The sequence below is a fragment of the Nocardiopsis akebiae genome, assembly GCF_018316795.1.
Classification (GTDB): domain Bacteria; phylum Actinomycetota; class Actinomycetes; order Streptosporangiales; family Streptosporangiaceae; genus Nocardiopsis; species Nocardiopsis dassonvillei.
Genome location: NZ_CP074132.1, coordinates 3,661,390 through 3,681,665, shown reverse-complemented (window position 1 = coordinate 3,681,665; position 20,276 = coordinate 3,661,390). Strand labels below are relative to the sequence as shown.

At 72.7% G+C, this 20,276-nt stretch carries 17 protein-coding genes; 11 read left to right on the top strand and 6 right to left on the bottom strand.

What is annotated here, in order from left to right; genetic code table 11:
* Positions 1-123: 123 nt before the first annotated feature.
* Positions 124-1,005, top strand: a complete 882-nt coding sequence (locus KGD83_RS15965; RefSeq protein WP_232051660.1) for an ABC transporter permease — start codon at positions 124-126, stop codon at positions 1,003-1,005.
* Complete coding sequence (locus KGD83_RS15960) at positions 1,002-1,790, top strand: ABC transporter permease (protein ID WP_212639962.1); 789 nt, start codon at positions 1,002-1,004, stop codon at positions 1,788-1,790. Before KGD83_RS15965 ends, KGD83_RS15960 begins: the two co-directional genes overlap by 4 nt.
* 64 nt (positions 1,791-1,854) lie before the next feature.
* Here the strand turns inward: KGD83_RS15960 and KGD83_RS15955 are convergent, their stop codons facing one another.
* Complete coding sequence (locus KGD83_RS15955; RefSeq protein ID WP_212639961.1) at positions 1,855-3,087, bottom strand: RNA-guided endonuclease InsQ/TnpB family protein; 1,233 nt, start codon at positions 3,085-3,087, stop codon at positions 1,855-1,857.
* Between the two features lie 120 nt (positions 3,088-3,207).
* Here KGD83_RS15955 and KGD83_RS15950 point away from each other — a divergent pair, with 120 nt between their 5' ends.
* The 4 genes from KGD83_RS15950 to KGD83_RS15935 are packed head-to-tail and all read left to right on the top strand — an operon-like array spanning position 3,208 to position 7,980.
* On the top strand, positions 3,208-4,230 hold the full coding sequence (locus tag KGD83_RS15950; RefSeq protein WP_212639960.1) for an ABC transporter ATP-binding protein: 1,023 nt from the start codon (positions 3,208-3,210) through the stop codon (positions 4,228-4,230).
* Positions 4,227-5,288, top strand: a complete 1,062-nt coding sequence (locus tag KGD83_RS15945; protein ID WP_212639959.1) for an ABC transporter substrate-binding protein — start codon at positions 4,227-4,229, stop codon at positions 5,286-5,288. The genes KGD83_RS15950 and KGD83_RS15945 overlap by 4 nt, the downstream gene beginning before the upstream one ends.
* The gene (locus KGD83_RS15940) at positions 5,285-6,250 is read left to right on the top strand and encodes a nucleoside hydrolase (protein WP_212639958.1); all 966 of its coding nucleotides are present in this window, start codon (positions 5,285-5,287) and stop codon (positions 6,248-6,250) included. Before KGD83_RS15945 ends, KGD83_RS15940 begins: the two co-directional genes overlap by 4 nt.
* A 35-nt stretch (positions 6,251-6,285) precedes the next feature.
* On the top strand, positions 6,286-7,980 hold the full coding sequence (locus KGD83_RS15935; RefSeq protein ID WP_212639957.1) for an adenine deaminase C-terminal domain-containing protein: 1,695 nt from the start codon (positions 6,286-6,288) through the stop codon (positions 7,978-7,980).
* Between the two features lie 152 nt (positions 7,981-8,132).
* Here the strand turns inward: KGD83_RS15935 and KGD83_RS15930 are convergent, their stop codons facing one another.
* Together KGD83_RS15930 and KGD83_RS15925 are read right to left on the bottom strand one after the other, a co-directional pair.
* Complete coding sequence (locus tag KGD83_RS15930) at positions 8,133-9,200, bottom strand: hypothetical protein (RefSeq protein WP_212639956.1); 1,068 nt, start codon at positions 9,198-9,200, stop codon at positions 8,133-8,135.
* 208 nt (positions 9,201-9,408) lie between these two features.
* Entirely contained in the window at positions 9,409-10,098 is a 690-nt protein-coding gene (locus KGD83_RS15925; protein WP_212639955.1) for a TetR/AcrR family transcriptional regulator, read from the bottom strand.
* A gap of 61 nt (positions 10,099-10,159) precedes the next feature.
* Here KGD83_RS15925 and KGD83_RS15920 point away from each other — a divergent pair, with 61 nt between their 5' ends.
* Positions 10,160-11,602, top strand: coding sequence for an aldehyde dehydrogenase family protein (locus KGD83_RS15920; protein ID WP_212639954.1), 1,443 nt, complete (start codon positions 10,160-10,162; stop codon positions 11,600-11,602).
* A gap of 43 nt (positions 11,603-11,645) precedes the next feature.
* On the opposite strand, the gene ctaD is transcribed toward KGD83_RS15920, so the two are convergent.
* Both ctaD and KGD83_RS15910 read right to left on the bottom strand, forming a co-directional pair.
* Complete coding sequence (ctaD, locus tag KGD83_RS15915) at positions 11,646-13,292, bottom strand: aa3-type cytochrome oxidase subunit I (RefSeq protein ID WP_256448781.1); 1,647 nt, start codon at positions 13,290-13,292, stop codon at positions 11,646-11,648.
* 418 nt (positions 13,293-13,710) lie between these two features.
* Positions 13,711-15,306 carry a polysaccharide deacetylase family protein gene (locus tag KGD83_RS15910; protein WP_212644453.1) on the bottom strand — a complete coding sequence of 532 codons (1,596 nt, stop codon included), beginning with the start codon at positions 15,304-15,306 and terminating at the stop codon, positions 13,711-13,713.
* A gap of 383 nt (positions 15,307-15,689) precedes the next feature.
* On the opposite strand from KGD83_RS15910, the gene KGD83_RS15905 reads away from it, so the two are divergent.
* Positions 15,690-16,115, top strand: a complete 426-nt coding sequence (locus tag KGD83_RS15905; protein ID WP_212639952.1) for a hypothetical protein — start codon at positions 15,690-15,692, stop codon at positions 16,113-16,115.
* 38 nt (positions 16,116-16,153) lie between these two features.
* On the opposite strand, the gene KGD83_RS15900 is transcribed toward KGD83_RS15905, so the two are convergent.
* Complete coding sequence (locus KGD83_RS15900; RefSeq protein ID WP_212639951.1) at positions 16,154-17,248, bottom strand: C15 family peptidase; 1,095 nt, start codon at positions 17,246-17,248, stop codon at positions 16,154-16,156.
* 197 nt (positions 17,249-17,445) lie between these two features.
* Between KGD83_RS15900 and amaB the strand changes: the two genes are divergently transcribed.
* From amaB to KGD83_RS15885, 3 genes are all read left to right on the top strand, one after another.
* The gene (gene amaB, locus KGD83_RS15895) at positions 17,446-18,993 is read left to right on the top strand and encodes an L-piperidine-6-carboxylate dehydrogenase (RefSeq protein ID WP_212639950.1); all 1,548 of its coding nucleotides are present in this window, start codon (positions 17,446-17,448) and stop codon (positions 18,991-18,993) included.
* A 138-nt stretch (positions 18,994-19,131) separates the two neighbouring features.
* Complete coding sequence (locus KGD83_RS15890) at positions 19,132-19,599, top strand: MarR family winged helix-turn-helix transcriptional regulator (RefSeq protein WP_212639949.1); 468 nt, start codon at positions 19,132-19,134, stop codon at positions 19,597-19,599.
* Positions 19,600-19,663: 64 nt separating this feature from the next.
* A complete protein-coding gene (locus KGD83_RS15885) occupies positions 19,664-20,092 on the top strand; it encodes an organic hydroperoxide resistance protein (RefSeq protein WP_212639948.1) in 429 nt (142 codons plus the stop codon).
* The last annotated feature ends 184 nt before the right edge of the window (positions 20,093-20,276 follow it).

Here is a 20,276-nt window from a genome sequence, read left to right as displayed (position 1 = left end):
TGTTTCCGCAGATGAGCCGCTGTTCGAATCAAGCATCGTGCAGACGAATCCTCGCGCAGACACGGCACCGCGCAGCTCAGGCGCCGTGCCGAACCCAGACCGTCCCCTCGACAGCGACCGGGAGTGGAATTGCCCCGCCCGTCACCCACCGTCGGCGCCGACGCGGCCGCTCCGCGCCGCGGCCGCCTCCCACGACCACCCGTCACGGTCCTGCTGGTCCCGGGGCTGGCCGTGGTCCTGTTCGCCTTCTGCTACCCGGTCGTGGCCACCCTGGCCTGGCCGCCCGACGGCGACCCCGCCACGGTCGCGCGTGAGACGGGCGGCCTGCTCACCGACCCCTACCTGCTGCCCGTGGTCGCCCGCACGGTCCGCGTCGCCGTGGTGACCACCGCGCTGTGCCTGCTCATGGGCTTCCCGGTGGCCTACCTCATCTCCCGGGCGCCCGGCCGATGGCCCGGCCGCCTCCTGGCCCTGGCCATCTTCCCGCTGCTGCTCAACACCGTCGTGCGCACCTACGGCTGGATCATGGTCCTGGGCGGCAACGGCCTCATCAGCGGGATCAGCGAGGCCCTGGGCATGGGCCGGGTCCAACTGCTCTACACCGAGACCGCCATCGTGCTCGGCCTGGTCCAGCTGTTCCTGCCGCTGATGATCCTGTCCTCCTACTCCAGCCTCGCCCAGCAGGACCACCGTCTGGAGGACGCCGCCCGCGGCCTGGGCGCCTCGCCCGGCCGGGCCTTCCGCACCGTGGTCTTCCCGCTCGCCCTGCCCGGCGTGCTCGTGGGCTGCACGCTCGTCTTCGCGGGCGCGGTCACCGCCTTCACCACGCCACAGCTGCTCGGCGGGCCGCGCGAACGCCTTCTGTCCACCCTGCTCTACAGCCGGGTCAACGTCAGCCTCGACTGGCCCTCCGCCAGCGCCGTCGCCCTGGTGATGACGGTGCTGGTGCTCGCGGTCAGCGCGCTGTCCGGTCGGCTCGGCAAGATCGGGAGCACCACCTCATGATCCTGAGACGCCCCTTCCTGTCGCTGCTCGCGGCGGCGGCCTTCGTCCTCATGCTCGGCCCCGTGGTGATCCTGGTCGGTGTCGCCTTCACCGCCGGGAGCACCCTGGCCTTCCCGCCCGAGGGCCTGTCCCTGCGCTGGTTCGCCGCCGCCCTGGACTACGGGCCCTTCATCGACTCCTTCGGCACCAGCGTCGCCGTGGCGCTTGCCTCCACCGCCATCGCCCTGCTCCTGGGCGTTCCGGCCACCCTGGCGCTGCACCGGGGCAACCCGCGCGGGCGCAGGCTGATGGAGAACCTCTTCTTCGCCCCGATCGTGGTCCCCGAACTGGTCCTGAGCCTGGCCCTGTTCCAGCAGCTCATGGTGGGCATGCGCGTCACCGCGCTGGGCGCGCTGATCGTCGGCCACACCGTCCTGCTGCTGCCCTACACCGTCCGCGTCGTGGGCGCCTCGCTGTCGCTGGCCGACGCGCGCCTGGAGGAGGCCGCACGGGGGCTGGGCGCCGGGCCGGTGCGGGCCTTCTTCACCGTGACCCTGCCGGTCATGGCGCCGGGCATCCTGTCCGCCACCATCCTGGCCTTCATCACCTCCCTGAACAACGTTCCCCTGTCCCTGCTGCTCACCGGCCCGGGCGTGGCGACGCTGCCGGTGGAGATGCTCAACTACGTCCAGTCCTCGTTCGACCCGGTGGTCGCGGCGGTCAGCGTGCTGCTCCTGGTGCTCAGCGTCGCGGTCGCCTTCGCCACCGAACGCATGGTCGGTTTCACGAAGGTCTTCGGCCGCTAACCGGGAAGAAGGACACACCACTTGACTTCCTCTCCTGCCTGAAGGCAGAAGAATCCGGAACCACCTAACGGCGGTTCGAGGCCAACGCCTCGTCACGGGTCGCCCCGTGGCCTTCCTGCTTCACCGCCGGTCGCCCCGTCCGGGAGGACTCCCGTTGAGGTCTCACACCAGCTCCACAGGCAACAACCGCCAGCCCGGCGGCTTCGAGATTGAGCGCCGCGTTCACATCCCGGTCATGAGCCACCCCACAACCGGGACACGTCCACTCCCGTACACGCAGCGACAACGACGCATTGAGGTACCCGCACCCGGGCGTCGAGCACAACTTGGAGGAGGGAAAGAACCGGTCCACCACGACCAGGTCCCGCCCATACCAAGCGCACTTGTACTCCAACATGCTGCGCAGCTCACGCCAGGCCACATCGGAGATCGCCCGGGAAAGCCGACGGTTCTTGACCATGTTGCGCACCGACAGGTCCTCGATCACGACCACTTGGTTCTCGCGGACGAGTCGAGTGGAGAGCTTGTGCAAAAAGTCCCGACGCCGGTCGGTGATACGGGCGCACACCCGCGCCACCCTGCGACGCGCCTTGTCCCGGTTCGTGCTGCCCCTGGCCTTACGCGACAGCGCCCGCTGAGCCCGGGCCAGCTTCGCCCGGTCGCGTTGCTCGTGGCGGGGGTTGGCCACCTTCTCCCCCGTGGACAAGGTCACCACGGAGGTGATTCCGGCATCGACACCGACCGCGTTGTTGACGGCCGGGGCCGACGTGATGGTGTCCTCGCACAGGAGCGAGACGAACCAGCGCCCGGCCGCGTCCCGCGAGACCGTGACCGTGGAGGGGCGTGCTCCTTCGGGCAGGGGACGCGACCACACGATGGCCAGGGGTTCGGCCATCTTGGCCAATGTCAGACGGCCGTCGCGGTAGCGAAAGGCCGACCGGGTGTACTCCGCCGAGGCCCGGGACGTCTTCTTGGACTTGAACCGCGGGTACTGCGCGCGGCGGTCGAAGAAGTTGCCGAAGGCGGTGTGCAGGTGGCGCAGCGTCTGTTGCAGCGGGACGCAGGAGACCTCGGTGAGGAAGGACAGCTCCTCAGTGCTCTTCCAGGCGGTGAGCATCGCCGAGGTGTGGGGGTAGCCCACCCGTTCGCGGCGCTGGTGCCAGGCGGTGGTGCGTTCGGCCAGGGCGCGGTTGTAGACCAGGCGCACGCACCCGAACGTGCGCGACAGCTCAGCCGCCTGCGCATCAGTGGGATAGAAGCGGTACCGAAACGCCCGCTTCACGCTCTTCCTGGCCATGGCACACACCGTAGCGACCGCACTGCGATCGCGTGAGGCGAATCCAACAGAAAGTCACGAGAAGGGAGAGGGCGTTTCCTCCCCGCCCTGAAGGACGGGGTATCCACGCCCAACAAACAGATGACACCCGTCGTCGAACTCGACCGCGTCACCCACCGCTTCGGCGGACGCAAGGGCAAGGACGGCCCCGCCGCCGTCGCCGATTTGGACCTGGCCGTGCAGCGCGGCAGGTTCACCACCCTGCTTGGCCCCAGCGGCTGCGGTAAGACCACCACCCTGCGCATGATCGCCGGGTTCCTCCAGCCCACCTCCGGCAGGATCCTGCTGGAGGGCGAGGACGCCACCCGCACCCCGCCGGAGAAGCGCAACATCGGCATGGTCTTCCAGTCCTACGCGCTCTTCCCGCACATGACCCTGCGCGACAACGTCGGCTACGGGCTGCGCACCCGCGGGATCGCCGCCCAGGAGGTGACCAGGCGCGCCGGTGAGGCGCTGGACCTGGTGGGCCTGGCCCACCTGGCCGATCGCAAGCCCGCCGAGCTGTCCGGCGGCCAGCAGCAGCGCGTGGCCCTGGCCCGCGCCGTGGCCATCCGCCCCTCGGTGCTGCTGCTGGACGAGCCGCTCTCCAACCTCGACGCCCAGCTGCGCGTGCAGATGCGCCGCGAGCTGCTGCGGGTCCAGCGCGAGACCGGGCTGACCGCCGTCCTGGTCACCCACGACCAGGACGAGGCACTGGAGCTGTCCGACACCATGGTCATCCTCAACGAGGGACGCCTGGAGCAGCAGGGCGCGCCCCGGGAGGTCTTCCCCGCGCCCGCCAACCGCTTCGTCGCGGAGTTCCTGGGCTATGACAACTTCCCGCGCGTGCCCGGGCACGGAGCCGTCACCATCCGGCCCGAGCACGTGCGCCTGCTGCCCGCCGGAACCCGCGAGGGCGAGGGCGAGACCGGCTTGGAGGGCACCGTCGGCGAGGTCACCTTCCAGGGCAGCAACTGCCTGGTCGAGGCCCGCATCGACGGAGTGGAGGGGCCCGGGGCGGTCCTGCGCTCCCTGCACCCGGCCGACGACCTGCGCCCCGGCGACCCCGTGCGTATCGCCCTGCCCCACCGCCACCTGGTGGAACTCGCCGAGGAGACCGGATGAGCCGCCCCGCACGCACGCGCCGCGTGCTCGCCGCGCTCGCCGGGACGGCGGCGCTGGCCCTGGTGAGCACCTCCTGCGCACCGGTGCGCGAGGACGACCCCCACACGCTGGTGGTGAGCACCTTCGCGTTCGCCACCGAGGAGTTCACCGAGGTGGTGGCCGACCCCTTCGAGGCCGAGACCGGGATCCGGGTGGTCCTGGACACCGGCAACAACGCAGGGCGGCTCACCAAGCTCAGGATCAACGCCGAGACGCCCGACACCGACGTCGTGCTCATCTCCGACTACTACGCCCAGATCGGCAAGGACATGGGGCTGTTCGCCCCCGTCGACCCCGCCGACGTGCCCAACCTCGACGCCATCCAGCCCTGGGCGGTGGACCCGGACGGGTACGGCCCCGCCTACACCTTCCAGCTCCTGGGTCTGCTCTACCGCACCGACCTGGTCGAGGAGGCCCCCGACTCCTGGGACGACCTGTGGGCCGAGCCCGAGGCGGGGTACGTGCTGCCCGACATCTCGGTCTCGGCCGGTCCGATGTTCGTCCTGGCCGCGGGCGAGCACTTCGGCTCTGGCCCATCCGACCCCGACGCCGGGTTCGAGGCGATGGGCCGCATCGGCTCCGACGCGCTCCAGTTCTACACCGGCTCCACCGAGCTCACCAGCCTGCTCGAACGCGGTGAGATCGCCATGGCGCCCGGGCTGGACAACTTCGCCATGGGCTCGGTGGAGGCCGGGCAGCCGATCGGCTTCGCCGCGCCCGAACAGGGCCGGGTGATGACCGCCAACACCGTCCAGGTCGTCGACGGGGCGCCCAACGAGGCCGGGGCCCTGGCCTTCGTCGACTTCCTGCTGCGCCCCGAGGTCCAGGAGGGGATGGCCGAGGCCCTCTACGACAAGCCCGTGGCGCTGGAGGCCGACCCCACCCCGCTCATGGAGCGGGTGTCGGGGCAGGCCGCCTCCTCCCCGTCCGACAGCGGCTACCACCAGGGCGACCTGGCCCTCATCGCGCAGGAGCGCTCCACCTGGCTGGACCGCTTCACCGAGGAGGTGGCGCGGTGAGCGTGCCCATCGTGATCGACTGCGACCCCGGCGTCGACGACGCCCTCGCCCTGCTGCTCGCGCTGGCCTCACCGGAGCTGGAGGTGCGGGGGGTGACCACGGTGGCCGGGAACGCCTCCCTCGCCGACGTGGACCGCAACGCCGCGCACGTGCTGGACCTGGCCGGAGCCCCGGCCGACCTGCCGCTGGTGTCGGGGCTGGCCGGGCCGATCTCCCGGACCGCGCGCCTGCGCGACGAACCCATGCACGGGGCCGGCGGCCTGGGCGGGCTCGTCCCCGCCTCGCCGCCCCGGGCGTTCGGCCCCGGCCACGCGGTCGACTGGCTGGCGGAGCAGGCCCTGGGATCACCGGGGGAGCTGACCCTGGTGGCGATCGGCCCGCTGTCCAACGTGGCCGCCCTGCTCGCCCGCCACCCGCGGGCCGGAGCGGCGCTGCGCGAGATCGTCGTCATGGGCGGCGCCGCCTTCGCCCAGGGCAACATCACCCCGGCGGCGGAGTTCAACTTCCACGCCGACCCCGAGGCCGCCCGCTACGTCCTGGAGTCGGGGCTGCCCGTGCGGATCGTGGGCCTGGACGTCACCCGCGCCGCCCTGTACCCGTTGAGCCGGGCCGAGCAGCTGGCCGCGCTGCCCGGCACCGCCGGGATCGCCGGAGCACTGCTGCGCGACTACGCCCTGCGCTACCTGGACCGCTTCGGCGTCGCCGCCGTGCCGGTGCACGACGCCCTGGCGGTGGCCGCCGTCGCCCACCCCGAGCTGCTGGGCTGGGAGGAGGGCACCGCCTCGGTGGAGTGCGCCGGGGAACTCACCCGCGGCGCCCTCGTGGCCGACCTGCGCACCCCCGGCCGCGCACGCCACGTGCGCGTGGCCCGCACCGTGGACGCCGACGGGTTCGCCGCCCGCCTCACCGAGGGCATCGCCGCCTACGCCGCAGAACCGAACGACAGCGCGCGGACGCCGTGAACCGCGACCGCGCACCGGAAGGGGAACCGACTCCGATGCTCACCGCAGACCTGCTCATCCGCGGCGGAGACGTCGTCTCCGTCCACACCGGCCAGGTGTGGCGGGCCGACGTCGCCGTGGTCGGCGACGCGATCCGCGCGGTGCTGCCGCCGGGAACCCCGGTCGAGGCCCGCCGGACCGTCGACGCCGACGGGCTCGTGGTCGCGCCCGGGTACGTGGACGCGCACATGCACATCGAGAGCTCCCTGCTGGCCCCGGCCGAGTTCGCCCGGGTCACGCTCGCGCGCGGCACCACGACCGTGCTCGCCGACGCCCACGAGATCGTCAACGTCGCCGGGCGCGAGGGGCAGGCGTGGATGATCGCGCAGGGCGAGGCCACCGGGCAGACCATGCGCTGGGCGGTTCCCTCGTGCGTGCCCGCGCTCGACGGGTTCGAGACGGCCGGGGCCCGCCTGGACGCCGACGACGTCGCCGAGATGCTGGACTGGGAGGGGGTCACCACCCTCGGCGAGGTGATGGACTACCGCGCGGTGGTCTCCGGCGACCCCAGGATGGGCGCCATCATCGCCGCCGCCCGCAGCCGGGGCGTGCGCCTGGACGGGCACTGCCCCAACCTGTCCGGTGCCGAGCTGGGCGAGTACCTGTGGGCCGGGATCGACTCCGACCACTGCAAGAACACCGCCGAGGTGGCGGTGGAGAAGGCCCGCCTGGGCATGCTGCTGATGCTCCAGGAGAAGTGCCTGACCCCCGAGGTCGTGCGGGCGCTGCTGGAGCTGCCGCACCTGCCCGACTTCTGCCTGGTCACCGACGACATCGTCGTGGACGCGATCGTGAGCACCGGCCACCTGGACCGGGTGGGGGCGGTGGCCCTCGAACGCGGACTGCCGCCGCTGGCGGTGCTGCGGGCGCTCACACTCCAGCCCGCGCGCAGGCTCGGCCTCGACGACCGGGGGACCGTCACCCCGGGCAAGCGCGCCGACCTGGTCCTGCTGCGCTCGCTCACCGAGCTGACCCCCGTGGTCGCGATCGCGGGCGGCGCGGTCGTGGGCCGCGACGGCGCCCCGCTCACCGGCCCCGGTCCCGCTCCGGACCACCCGTTCGGCGGCACGGTGCGGATCGGCGCGCCCGACGCGCAGGCGGCCCGCTGGCGGGTGGACCTGCCCGACGGCGACCACGCCTTCCGTGCGCTGCGGGTGAACCCGGTGGACACCTACACCGAGCCGGACGAGGTCGTGCTGCCCGTGCGCGGGGGAGTGGTGCACTGGCAGGGCCGGACCGCGGTGGTGGCGGTCTTCGAGCGCCACACCGGGGCGGGCGGGGTGGCGTTCGCGCCGGTCACCGGGCAGGAACTGGGCGCGGGGGCCTTCGCCACCACCTACGCCCACGACAGCCACAACCTCACCGTCGTGGCCACGAGCGAGGAGGCGCTGCGCGCGGCCGCCGCGCGGGTGGTGTCCTGGGGCGGCGGCATGAGCCTGGTCCGCGAGGGCGGCGAGGGCGCCGGGATCGCCCTGCCCGTCGGCGGGGTCATGTCCGAGCGGCCCGCCGACGAGGTGGCCCGAGCCACCCGGGAGCTGCGCGCGGAGCTGGCGGCGTGGGGCTGGGACAACCGCAACGCCTTCATGAGCCTGTCCACCCTGACCCTGGCGGTGTCCCCGAGCGTGAAGATCACCGACCGGGGCCTGGTGCGCGTGGTCGAGCGCGCCTGGGAACCGGCGACGGTGGGCTGACGCCGGGCAGCGGAGCCGCGCCCCGGGCAGGGGCGCGGCTGCGCGGGTGAGGCTTTCCCCCACAGGCGGGGATCGGGACGGCGGCCGTCGCGCGGCCCGCCTTGCGCCGCGCTTCGCCCGACCCGCGAGCCGCGTCGTCCTACCGACCGCGCTCAGCCTTCGTCCCCGCCCGCGCCGCGGGGCGGAACTGTCAGGCGCGACTGCCCCACCGCGAGATAGAAGGGGGAGGGCACGACCGGGCGCCTGCCACGTAGCAGGCGGCGCACGTTGAACTCGGCCCACTTCGGGGCGTCCCTGGTCGCGGTGTACATCAGTACCGCCTCACCTGCTCTCTCCAGCGCGTGCAGTGCGGGCCCGTACACACCACGCGCCATCCACTCCGGCGTATCCGCGTGATCGGTGTCCAGCACCCGCACCGGGGCCGTCCACCCCGACCGTTCCGGGACGAGTTCGGCGGCCGTGGTGATCCACAGGCCCTGGTCGGGAAAGTGCGGTGTGCCGTGCAGGTTCGATCCCCGGGCCAGCACCATGACCCACCGGTCGTCCACGCGGTGGACGGCGTTGTCGAAGAATCCCTCCTCGGGCCCCGCGAAGACCTTCGGCGCCGACCACGACAGGCCGTCGGTGCTCTCGGTGACCCGGAGTTCGTAGTCGGGCAGCTCGCCCGGTCCGATCTCGTGCGGGTTCGCCTGGAACCACATCAGGTAGCGGCCCCGGTCGTGGACCACGAGAGGTTCCAGCACACTCATGCGGGGCGCGCTGCCGCGCAGGACGGGCTCCGCGCGGCGCTCCCACCGTCCCCCGCGGTACTCCAGGACCCCGATCGCGTAGCTGCTGCGGCTCCCGTAGTGCCGGAGCGAGGCGCGCCCGGTGTAGTAGAGGCGCGGCGGGTGGCCGTCGACGCCGGGCACGAACGAGGGCGTGTGCATCCCCGCGCGGTCCCATCCGTCACGGGGAGGGTCAACGACCAGCGGCCTCACCCGGCCGCGCGCGTCGGTGTCGAACACCCACCGTCCGCTGTCCAGCGCCTGACCGGGTGCCAGACGCGCACGGTAGAGACGGTTGCGGAACGTCGTGGAGAAGCCGCCCAGGTACATCGTCGGGACGCCGTCGATCACGTGTACATCGGGGTCGCCGGCGCCCAGCAGCCCGCGCGGCATCGGCCCGTCGACCATGTCCCACAGTGCCGTGGACTGAGCTGGGGCTTTGATCGAGAACATGCCTGCCTCCGGGGATCGGGCACGCCGAACGGCGCGGACTCCCCTGGGGGCCAGGTAGGTCGTTGCCCCGACGGTAACAGCGTCCACGCGAGAAGGCCAGAGGTGTTCCCCTCCCCGCCGCCACCGCTCCGGGTGCCATGAGGTCCGGGCTGCGGCTTCCCGCCGCCGCCCGGGGAGTGCCGTCTGGAAACCGCGCGGTCCCGCGACCTCAGCCGGTGCGGCCGCCCGGGGCCCTCCCGGCCGGGTCGGCGGGCCGGGACCCTCCGGGGGCTTGCGCCTCCCGGTGCCCCAGGGCGCGCAGCAGGTAGGGCAGGAGCCGGTCGGCCATGTCGTGGCCCGGGGAGGCGCCGGGCGCGGGCGGTACCAGGAACGTGTGGCTGACCATCGGGCCGATCACCATCTCCGCCACCACCAGCGGGTCCTGCACCGGCGGGATCTCCCCGCGCGCGACGGCGCGCTCCACCACCGCCAGCACCCGCTCCTGGAGCGGCACCACGAAGTCGCCGAAGAGCGCGTCGGCGAGCGCCTGGTTGTGCGCCGCCTCGCCCAGCACCGCGCGCAGCAGCCTTCCGGAGGACCCCTCCAGGGCCGCGGCCTTGTCGTGCAGGAGCCGGTACAGGTCCGAGCGCAGCGCGCCCGTGTCCAGGTCGGGCCCCAGGTTCTCCGCCCAGTCCCGGGCGGCTCCCAGCACCAGGTCCTCCTTGGAGCGCCAGCGGCGGTAGAGGGTGGCGGTGGAGACACCGGCCCGCCGGGCGACGGCGGCCGTGGTCAGACCGCCGTACCCGCGCAGTTCGAGTTCGGCGAGGGTGGCGTCCATCAGCGCGCGGTCCCGGGAGGCGTCGCGCGGTCGGCCCCGTTGGGGGGCGCGCGAGGCGTCGGGCAGATGGTCGGTGGTCATGCCCTGAATCCTATGCGAGTGAGGCCTAGGGAAACGAAAGCGTTTCGTTTAGTATCGCTCCATGACCGAGACCCAAGGCGCTCCCGCCGCCGAGGCCGCCCCCCGGCCCCCCGCCGAGCCGCTCACCCTGACCACCGAGATCCCGCCGGTGGTCGCCCGCCTGCGCGCCGCCTTCGCCTCCGGCCGCACCAAGCCGGTCGCCTGGCGCCGCGCCCAGCTGCGCGCGCTGCGCCGCATGCTCACCGAGGAGCGTACGGCGTTCGAACGCGCGCTCGGGGCCGACCTCGGCAAGAGCCCCATCGAGTCCCACACCACCGAGATCGGCTTCGTGGTCAACGAGATCGACCACACCCTCAGACACCTGGCCTCCTGGCTGCGTCCGCAGCGGGTGCCGGTGCCCGTCGCCCTGGCCCCGGCCAGGGCCCGCCGCGTGCGCGAGCCGCTGGGCACCGTGCTGATCATCGCCCCGTGGAACTACCCGGTGAACCTGTCCCTGGCGCCCCTGGTCGGCGCCCTCGCCGCGGGCAACGCCGCCCTGGTCAAGCCCAGCGAACTGGCCCCGGCCACCTCCGCCGCCCTGGCCGAGCTGCTGCCCCGCTACCTGGACACCGAGGCGGTCGCGGTCGTGGAGGGCGGCATCCCCGAGAGCACCGCCCTGCTGGACGAGCGCTTCGACCACATCTTCTACACCGGCAACGGCGCCGTGGCCCGCATCGTCATGGCCGCCGCCGCCAAGCACCTGACCCCCGTCACCCTGGAGCTGGGCGGCAAGAGCCCCGCCATCGTCGAACCCGGCGTGGACCTGGCCACCACCGCCCGCCGCCTGGCCTGGGGCAAGTTCACCAACACCGGTCAGACCTGCGTGGCCCCCGACTACGTGCTCGCCGTCGGCGACACCGCCGAGCCGCTCCAGCGGGAGCTGGCCGCCGCCATCACCGAGATGTTCGGCGAGGACCCCTCGCGCAGCGCCGACTACGGGCGCATCGTCGACGAGCGCCACTTCGCCCGGGTCACCGCCCTGCTGGGCAGCGGCACCGTGGTCACCGGCGGACAGCACGACATCGACCGCCTCTACGTCGCCCCCACCGTCCTGGGCGACGTGGCCCCCGACTCCCCGGTGATGGCGGAGGAGGTCTTCGGCCCCGTCCTGCCGGTCCTGCGGGTCCCCGACCTGGACGCGGCGATCGCCTTCGTCAACGAGCGCGACAAGCCGCTGGCCCTGTACGGCTTCACCGACTCCGAGGAGACCAAGCGCCGCCTGACCACCGAGACCTCCTCGGGCGGGCTGGCCTTCGGCCTGCCGGTCGCCCACCTGGCCGTCCCCGGCCTGCCCTTCGGCGGGGTGGGTGACAGCGGCATGGGCGCCTACCACTCCGCGGCATCCCTGGACACCTTCTCGCACACCAAGTCGGTGCTGGACAAGTCGCTGTTCATGGACACGATGCGCATCGCCTACGCGCCCGTCACCGACCTCAAGCAGAAGCTGCTGCGCCGGTTCCTCTGAGCGGGGGAGCGGGGGCGGGCCGCCCCCGCCCCGCCCGCGCGGGTCAGCGCCTCGGGGCGGCCTCCCCGCGCCCGGCCTCGTCCAGGGCGCGCGCCGCCACGTGCGGGTGGTTCAGGTCGAACGCGGGACGCTCGGAGCGGATCCGCGGCAGCGACGTGAAGTTGTGCCGCGGCGGCGGGCAGGACGTGGCCCACTCCAGCGAGCAGCCGTAGCCCCACGGGTCGTCCACCCCCACCTGTGGGGCGTTGCGCGCGGTCACGAAGACGTTCCAGAAGAAGATCAGCGTCGAGGCCGCCAGCACGAACGAGGACACCGAGGAGATCTGGTTCAGCTCGGTGAAGCCGTCACCGGGCAGGTAGTCGGCGTAGCGGCGCGGGAAGCCGGCGGCGCCCAGCCAGTGCTGCACCAGGAACGTGCCGTGGAAGCCCAGGAACAGCAGCCAGAAGTGGAACTTGCCCAGACCCTCGTGGAGCATCGTCCCGGTGAACTTGGGCCACCAGAAGTAGAAGCCCGCGAACATCGCGAACACCACCGTGCCGAAGACCACGTAGTGGAAGTGGGCCACCACGAAGTAGGAGTCGGTGACGTGGAAGTCGATCGGCGGGGAGGCCAGCAGCACACCGGTCAGACCGCCGAACAGGAAGGTCACCAGGAACCCGATCGAGAACAGCATCGGCGTCTCGAAGCTGATCTGGCCCCGCCACATCGTGCCGATCCAGTTGAAGAACTTCACACCGGTCGGCACCGCGATGAGGAAGCTCATGAACGAGAAGAACGGCAGCAGCACCGCACCCGTCGGGAACATGTGGTGCGCCCACACCGTCACCGACAGGCCGGTGATGGCGATGGTCGCCGCGACCAGCCCCTTGTAGCCGAAGATCGGCTTGCGGCTGAACACCGGCAGGATCTCGGTCACGATGCCGAAGAACGGCAGCGCGATGATGTACACCTCGGGGTGGCCGAAGAACCAGAACAGGTGCTGCCACAGGATGGCACCGCCGTGCTCGGCGTTGAACACCTGGGTGCCGACCATGCGGTCCGCGCCCAGCGCGATCAGGGCCGCCGTCAGCACGGGGAACGCGATGAGCACCAGCACACTGGTCAGGATGATGTTCCAGGTGAAGATCGGCATGCGGAACATCGTCATACCGGGCGCGCGCATGCACAGGGCGGTCGTGATGAAGTTGACCGCGCCCAGGATGGTGCCCAGACCCGAGACCACCAGCCCCATGATCCACAGGTCGCCCCCCACCCCCGGTGAGTGGACCGCCGAGGACAGGGGTGTGTAGGCGAACCAGCCGAAGCTGGCCGCGCCGCCCGGGGTCAGGAACCCGGCCGAGACGATCAGCCCGCCGAACAGGAACAGGTAGTAGCCGAACAGGTTCATCCTCGGGAACGCCACGTCGGGCGCGCCGATCTGCAACGGCATGATCACGTTGCCGAAACCCACGAACAGCGGGGTCGCGAAGAGCAGCAGCATGATCGTGCCGTGCATGGTGAACAGCTGGTTGTACTCGTCGTTGGACATGACCTGCATGCCCGGAAGGAACAGTTCGGCGCGGATGAGCACCGCCAGGATTCCGCCGAATACGAAGAAGGCGAAGGCGGTGATGATGTACATGTACCCGATGACCTTGTGGTCGGTCGAGGTCAGCCAGCTCACGATGATCGACCCCTTGCGGGTCTTCACGGAGGACTCCTCTGCCTCGGTCTTGGCTGGTGCCACTGCTCGTGCCTCCGTGCGGAAGATGGGTGCGGGCGAATGGGAAAAACGAGGCTTTTCCTTTTTGGGAGTGATTCGGGAAGGGAATGTCCCGGGCCTCGGAAACGCAACCTAGCCCATCGGGTCCACCGGAACCGGTGATCGCCACCAGCGTTTTCCCGAACGGACGGAGAATGTCCTCCTTGCTGGCGAAAGGGGCCGCGGGGACGTCCCCCCGCCAGCGCCCTCCCGGCTGCCGGCCGCGGTCCTCCGGGCGCCGCCCCGGGCGCGGCGGGCGCCCCTTCACTGCCCCGCGGGCGCACTCTCCCCGCGCGGACCGCCGCCTCGCGGTCCCCGGCCGGGACCTCCTTCCGGCCGGGGACCCGCCGCCGCGCGGGCGCGGGGCCTACGACAGCCGCGCGTCGGTGTACACGTCGCCCGACTCCATGCCCTGGTAGCCGAAGATGTCGGTGACCGTCACGAAGTGGTAGCCCCGCCGGTGCAGTCCCGCCAGCACGTCCGGGATCGCCTCCACGGAGGTCTCGTGGATGTCGTGGAAGAGCACCACGCTCCCCTGCACGGTGTTGTCCAGCGCCGCCGCGCTGACCTCCTCGGTGTCGCGGCTCTTCCAGTCCAGCGTGTCCACGTCCCAAAGGACCAGGGGCTGTTCCACCGTCTTGCGCACCGTCCCGTTCAGCGACCCGTAGGGCGGCCGGATGGTCGGCGGCTCCGCCCCGGTCACCTCGCGCACGGCCGCGTTGGTGCGTTCGATGTCCTTGCGGATCTCGTCGGCCGACATCTGGGCCAGGTCGTCGTGCTTCCAGGTGTGGTTGCCCAGTTCGTGACCCTCCTCGGCCATGCGCTCCACCGGTGCCGGGAACTCGTCCACGAGCGAACCCAGCACGTAGAACGTGGCGCGGGCGTCGTACTCGGCCAGGCTGTCCAGCAACTGGTCGGTGTGCTCGCCCGGCCCGTCGTCGAAGGTCAGGGCCACGCACTTGAGGCGGGCGCAGTCCAGGGTGTGCCCCTGGGCGCTCAGGCCCCCCTCGTCCCGCGAGAGGTCATCGCCCAGGCCGTCCCCGTCCAGGGCCGCCTCCCGGGCCAGATAGCCCAGTTCGGACAACAGCCCCTCGACGTCGGCGGCCTCCACCGGGACCAGCACCTCGCCGACCCGGCCCGCGCTGGACACCGCGTCGGGGTCCATGCGCACGGCCAGGCCGCCCGCCGTGCTGAAGGCCAGGTCGCCCAGCGGCGAGCCCGCCCAGCGCTCGGCGGCCTCCCGCGCCTGGTCGGGCTCGGACAGGTCGAGCGGCTCCAAGCCCCCGTCCGCCTCCCCGCCGCCGGGTTCCCCGGCCGCCCCACCGTTGGTCGTCCCGCTCCGCCCTCCGGCGGACGCTCCGCCCTCCGGCGCCGACCGCTCGCCCGAGGCGACCTCGCCGACCAGCCCGGGCAGCTGGCGCTCGGGCAGGTTGTACCCCTCCTCCAGGACCTCGGCCAGGGCCAGGTGGGCCCGCTCGATCGCCTCCTCGTCCCGGAACAGCGAGGTCCAGGGCAACACCTCCCCGCTGTCGGCGTCGTACCACAGGGTGTCGGCCTCGAAGGTCTCGTCCCCGCCCGCGGAGGCGGTCGCGGTCAGCCGCGCGCCCACCACCTCCGGCGAGGCGGCGAGGATGGCCGTGTCCTGGTGCAGCTCGGGGGAGCCGCCCTCCGGCAGGTCCTCCAGGAAGGCGGTCTGGCGCGCGGCCATGGCGGTGCGCGCCTCGACCGTCAGCGGGTGGCCGCCGCCCAGCCGCGGGTAGCGGTAGCTCACCGCGCTGTCGTCGGTGGTCACCGACACGGTGCTCGCCTCCATCCCCGCCAGGTCGTCGGGCGAGGAGCGGACCGGCTCGGCGTAGGGCGGCTCCTGTTCCACGGCGTGGCAGCCGGGGACCAGGAGCAGACCCACGGCCGCGCTGACGGAGAGTTTGCGTCGTAGTGAGGTGACAGCCACGAGGGGGACCATATCCGAGCCGCTCACCTCAGCGTGAATCGCCTCGCAGACGTGCGCGTACTCAGCGTGTCCGGCGTGCGGTCACGCTCCGTTCACCCGACCCGCCTCAGGCGGACCGCATGCCGCCTCCGGGAAGGCCCGTGGGAAGGGTCGCGCAGCCGTGTCCCCGGTGGACCCGGGGTCCGGCTCCGGGCCCCTGGTCCGGGGCTTTGCGGCCACCTGCCCGCACTGTCCGAAACCCGGTGCGGGCGCGGGTGCGACGGTCCCCGGCGGGCCCGCGTTCCGGCCATACTGATCACGAAGGGGCGTACACGGTGTTCCCCCGCGAATCCGGATGCCGGTGACACGCCCTCCCCCGTCGGAGCTCCCGCTCCGTCCACCACTGAAAGGCGCCCATGAGTTACGGTCCCGGAACCGGCGGCTACTTCCCCCCGAGCGGGGGAAGCGGTGGCCACCAGCCCCCTCCCGGAGGAGGCGGAGGCTATCCGCCTCCCGGCGGCGGCCTCCCCCCGCCCCCCGGAGGCTGGTACGGCGGCCCCGGCTTCCAGCCGCCGCCCCCGCCCGCGAGCCAGGGCTCGGCCATCGGCGCGCTCATCGCCAACGTCTTCGGCCTGTGCCTGTGCTGGACGCTGTCGATCGTGGGCCTCATCCTGGCCATCGTCGCGCTGACCATGACCGCCACCAACCCCCAGTCGGCCAGGACCTGCACCATCATCTCCTGGGTGCTCTTCGGAGTCGGGACCGCGCTGTACGCCGTCCTGTTCTTCGTCTACGGGGCTGCGGGGCTCATGAGCGTCTTCGCGGCCGATCCGTCCTACTGAGACGGGCGGGAGCGCCCCGACAGGGCGGGGGGAGGGGGTCAGCCCTCCCCCGGCTCCCGTCGGGGCCCGGCCGCGTCGGCGGCCACGGCCGCCACGATCCGCCGGACCTGCGCCAGGACCGCGGCGTTCTCCCGCGGGGAGTCCACCTTGGGCAGGTGCACGTGCCCGGCGGCGATCCGCCGCCCCGCCCGGTCCCGCAGCAGCGTGTTGCGGTAGGCGATCTCGTTGGACAGGTAGTCCCCGCCGCCCCCGCGGCGCGCCGCCGACCCCTCCGTGGGACCGTCCGGGCGCACCACCACCCCGCGCCCGTCCGGCGCTGCCTCGGCCACCTCGGTGTTGACCACCACGGGGTAGCGGTCCTCCCGCACCGCCGCCAGGATCCGCTCGTGGGGCAGTGAGGAGAGCGTCCACTCCGGGGCGCCGGGGCCGGGCACCGGCGCCCGGCCGGTGCGCGACACCCGCAGGTTGTCCTCGCCCCCGCCGCGCCAGACGCCGTTCCACACCTCCAGGTCGAAGCGGCCCGCGCGCCCGCGGCTGAGAGTGACCACCGCGTCCGCCCGCCGGTGCTGATCGGCCAGCGCCTCCTCCACCAGCCCGGCGTCGAAGTCCGCCCAGCGCACCGGGAACACCGCGGTGCGCACCACTGCCGTGCGCCCGCCCACGGGGAAGGTCCACCCGTTCAGGTCCAGCGCCGCCGCGCCGGAGGGGTTGGAGCACGCCGGGTCCTCGTCCAGGCGGAAGGGGTCGAAGCCGGTCACGACCACCCGCACCCACCGGTCGCCCGGCGGGAAGTCGAGGTCGGCGATGCCGCGCGAACCCGTCTCCAGCAGGTGCAGCAGGTCGGCGCGTTCGGCGTCGGACACTGCGAAGCCCGGCCGCCATGAGCGCAGCCGGGCCGAGAGCACCAGCCGTGCCCAGTACAGGGGCCGGTCGTCGGCGCCGTCGCGGGCGGCCTCCGTCCACAGCCGGGAGGCGTTCGCGGCGACCGCCTCCCGGGCCTGGGCGAGGTCGGCGCTCGCCCGCAGGTCGGCGCTGAACAGGGGCTCGGCCGCGCCGAAGCCGGAGCGGGTCAGGACCAGGCGGGGCTCGGCGAGAGCGGCGCGGTCCTCTTCGGGAGTGGTGTGGTGGTGCACGGGGGTCGCTGTCCGTCTCAGGGGCGTCGGGAGGGCCGCCGGGGGAGGGGCCAGCCGAGTCTAACGCCGCCCGGGACCGCCCCGGGGACGGGGCGTGCGGCGCGTCCGGCCGACCAGACACGGGGGCTGGACCGGCGGGGTCGGACTTGGCAGGGTGTGAGGTGACCGCCCGTTCCTCTCAACGGAGAGAGCAGCACATGCCGACTTCCGCCCTCCCCACCACCGCCTCCCTCGCCGACCGCGCGCGGGCCGCCCTGGACCGGTGCCGCGTCGCCGCGCCCCGGGAACCGGCCGGATCCGGCGGCGCGGCCAGGTCGCCCATCACCGGCCAGGACCTCTTCGCCCTGGGCCACGATTCCGCCGCCGACGTCGAGCGGGCGGTCACCACGGCCCGGGAGGCCTTCGCCGCCTGGCGCGACACCCCCGCACCGGTGCGCGGTCAGCTCGTCCACAGGCTCGGTGAGCTGCTGCGCGAGCACAAGGCCGACCTGGCCGAGCTGGTGACCGTCGAGGCGGGCAAGATCCGCTCCGAGGCGCTGGGCGAGGTCCAGGAGATGATCGACATCTGCGACCTGGCCGTGGGAATGTCCCGGCAGCTGTACGGGCGCACCATGCCCTCCGAGCGGCCCGGACACCGGCTCATGGAGACCTGGCACCCGCTGGGGGTGGTCGGCGTGATCACCGCCTTCAACTTCCCGGTGGCGGTGTGGTCGTGGAACACGTGCGTGGCCCTGGTGTGCGGCAACACCGTGGTCTGGAAGCCCTCGGAGCTGACCCCGCTCACCGCGCTGGCCTGCCACGGTCTGCTCATGCGCGCGGCCCGGGAGGTCGGCGCGCCCGCCGAGGGCCTGCACCGGGTCGTGCTGGGCGGCCGCGAGATCGGCCGGGCCCTGGCCGACGACCCCCGGGTGGCCCTGCTCTCGGCCACCGGCTCGACCGCAATGGGCCGCGAGGTGGCGCCCCGGGTGGCCGCCCGCATGGGCCGCTACCTGCTGGAACTCGGCGGCAACAACGCGGCCGTGGTGGCACCCTCCGCCGACCTCGACCTGGTGGTGCGAGGCAGCGTCTTCTCCGCCGCGGGTACCGCGGGCCAGCGCTGCACGACGCTGCGCCGCCTCATCGTGCACGAGGACGTGGCCGAGGAGGTCACCCGGCGGATCGTGGACGCCTACAAGCAGCTGCGCGACCGCGTCGGCGACCCCTTCGCGGAGTCGACGCTGGTGGGTCCGCTTGTGGGTGAGCGCGGGTACGCCGCGATGCGCTCGGCGCTGGAGCGCGCCGCGGCCGAGGGCGGCCAGGTGCTGGTCGGCGGAGGCCGCGTCCTGGAGGAGGATGCCGCCGACGCCTACTACGTCGAGCCCGCGGTGGTGCGCATGCCCGGCCAGACCGCCGTCGTGCGCGAGGAGACCTTCGCGCCGATCCTGTACGTGATGCCCTACCGCACGCTGGAGGAGGCGGTGGAGCTGCACAACGGCGTGCCCCAGGGGCTGTCGTCGTCGATCTTCACCCAGGACCAGTCCGAGGCCGAGCGGTTCCTGTCCGCGGCCGGTTCCGACTGCGGCATCGTCAACGTCAACATCGGCACCTCCGGTGCGGAGATCGGCGGCGCCTTCGGCGGGGAGAAGGACACCGGCGGCGGCCGGGAGTCGGGTTCGGACTCCTGGAAGGCCTACATGCGCCGGGCGACCAACACGGTCAACTACGGCGGTGAGCTGCCGCTGGCCCAGGGCGTGAGCTTCCTCTGAGGTCCCCGGTGCCCGCGTCCGGCCGGACGCGGGCACCCGCGACGCACCAAAAAAGTTGCGCGCGATCATGTTGCGCGCAATTGAATTCTGTTACCGTGGTGCCCACCGAACGGTTCCGCACGCGCAGGAGGGAAAACCGTGGCCGACGAGCAAGGGGAGAACCCCCTCGCCCTGGACAACCAGCTGTGCTTCTCCCTCTACGCGGCCTCCCGGGCCATGACCGGTCTCTACCGGGAACTGCTGGGCGACCTGGAACTGACCTATCCCCAGTACCTGGTCATGCTCGTGCTCTGGGAGCGCGGAACGCTCACCGTCAAGGAGCTCAGCCGGGCCCTGCACCTGGACTCGGGCACGCTCTCGCCGCTGCTGCGCCGCCTGGAGTCCGCCGGGCTCCTGAACCGCGAACGCAGTTCCACCGACGAGCGCGTCGTCGAGGTCTCGGCCACCCCGAAGGGCGACGCGCTGCGCGCACGCGCCGAGGAGGTCCCCGAACGGGTCATGTGCTCGGCCGGACTGCCCCGGGAACGGGCACGGGATTTGCAGGAGGCGCTCGGGCTGCTCACGCGTTCGGTGGAGACCGCCTCCCGCAGGCACAGCCCGTGCTGAACGGGGCCGCGGGCCCCATCCGTGCCGCCACACCGATCACCGACCACGAAGGAAAGAGGCAACCATGGCCTACGACGTGATGTACACCGCCAACGCCACCGTCACCGGAGAGGGGCGCAAGGGCAACGGCCGCACCGACGACGGCCGCCTGGAGGTCGACCTGTCCGTGCCCAAGGGCATGGGCGGCGACGACGGCCCCGGCACCAACCCCGAGCAGCTCTTCGCGGTCGGCTACGGCGCCTGCTTCCACGGCGCCCTCAAGGCCGTCGCCCGCAAGGAGAAGGTCGACGTCGACGGCTCCACCGTCGATGCCCAGGTCAGCCTGGGCAAGGCCGACGACGGCATGACCCTGGCCGTGGCGCTCACCGTCACCATCCCGGGCGTGGACCAGGCCAAGGCCGAGGAGCTGGTCGAGGGCGCGCACCAGATGTGCCCCTACTCCCGCGCCACCCGCGGCAACATCGAGGTGACCCTGACGGCCAAGACCGCCTAGCGACACCTGCGCGGAGCCCCCGGGAACCCCCACCCGGGGGCTCCGCCTCGTCCGGGCCCGGAGGCGCCGGAACCGGGGGGAGGGCGCGCACCGCGCCCTCCCCCCTCCGCGCGCCCGCGCGTCCCGGCCTCTGGGAGCCGGCCCCGCACACACGAGGGGCCGGGAGGGGCAGATCCCCTCCCGG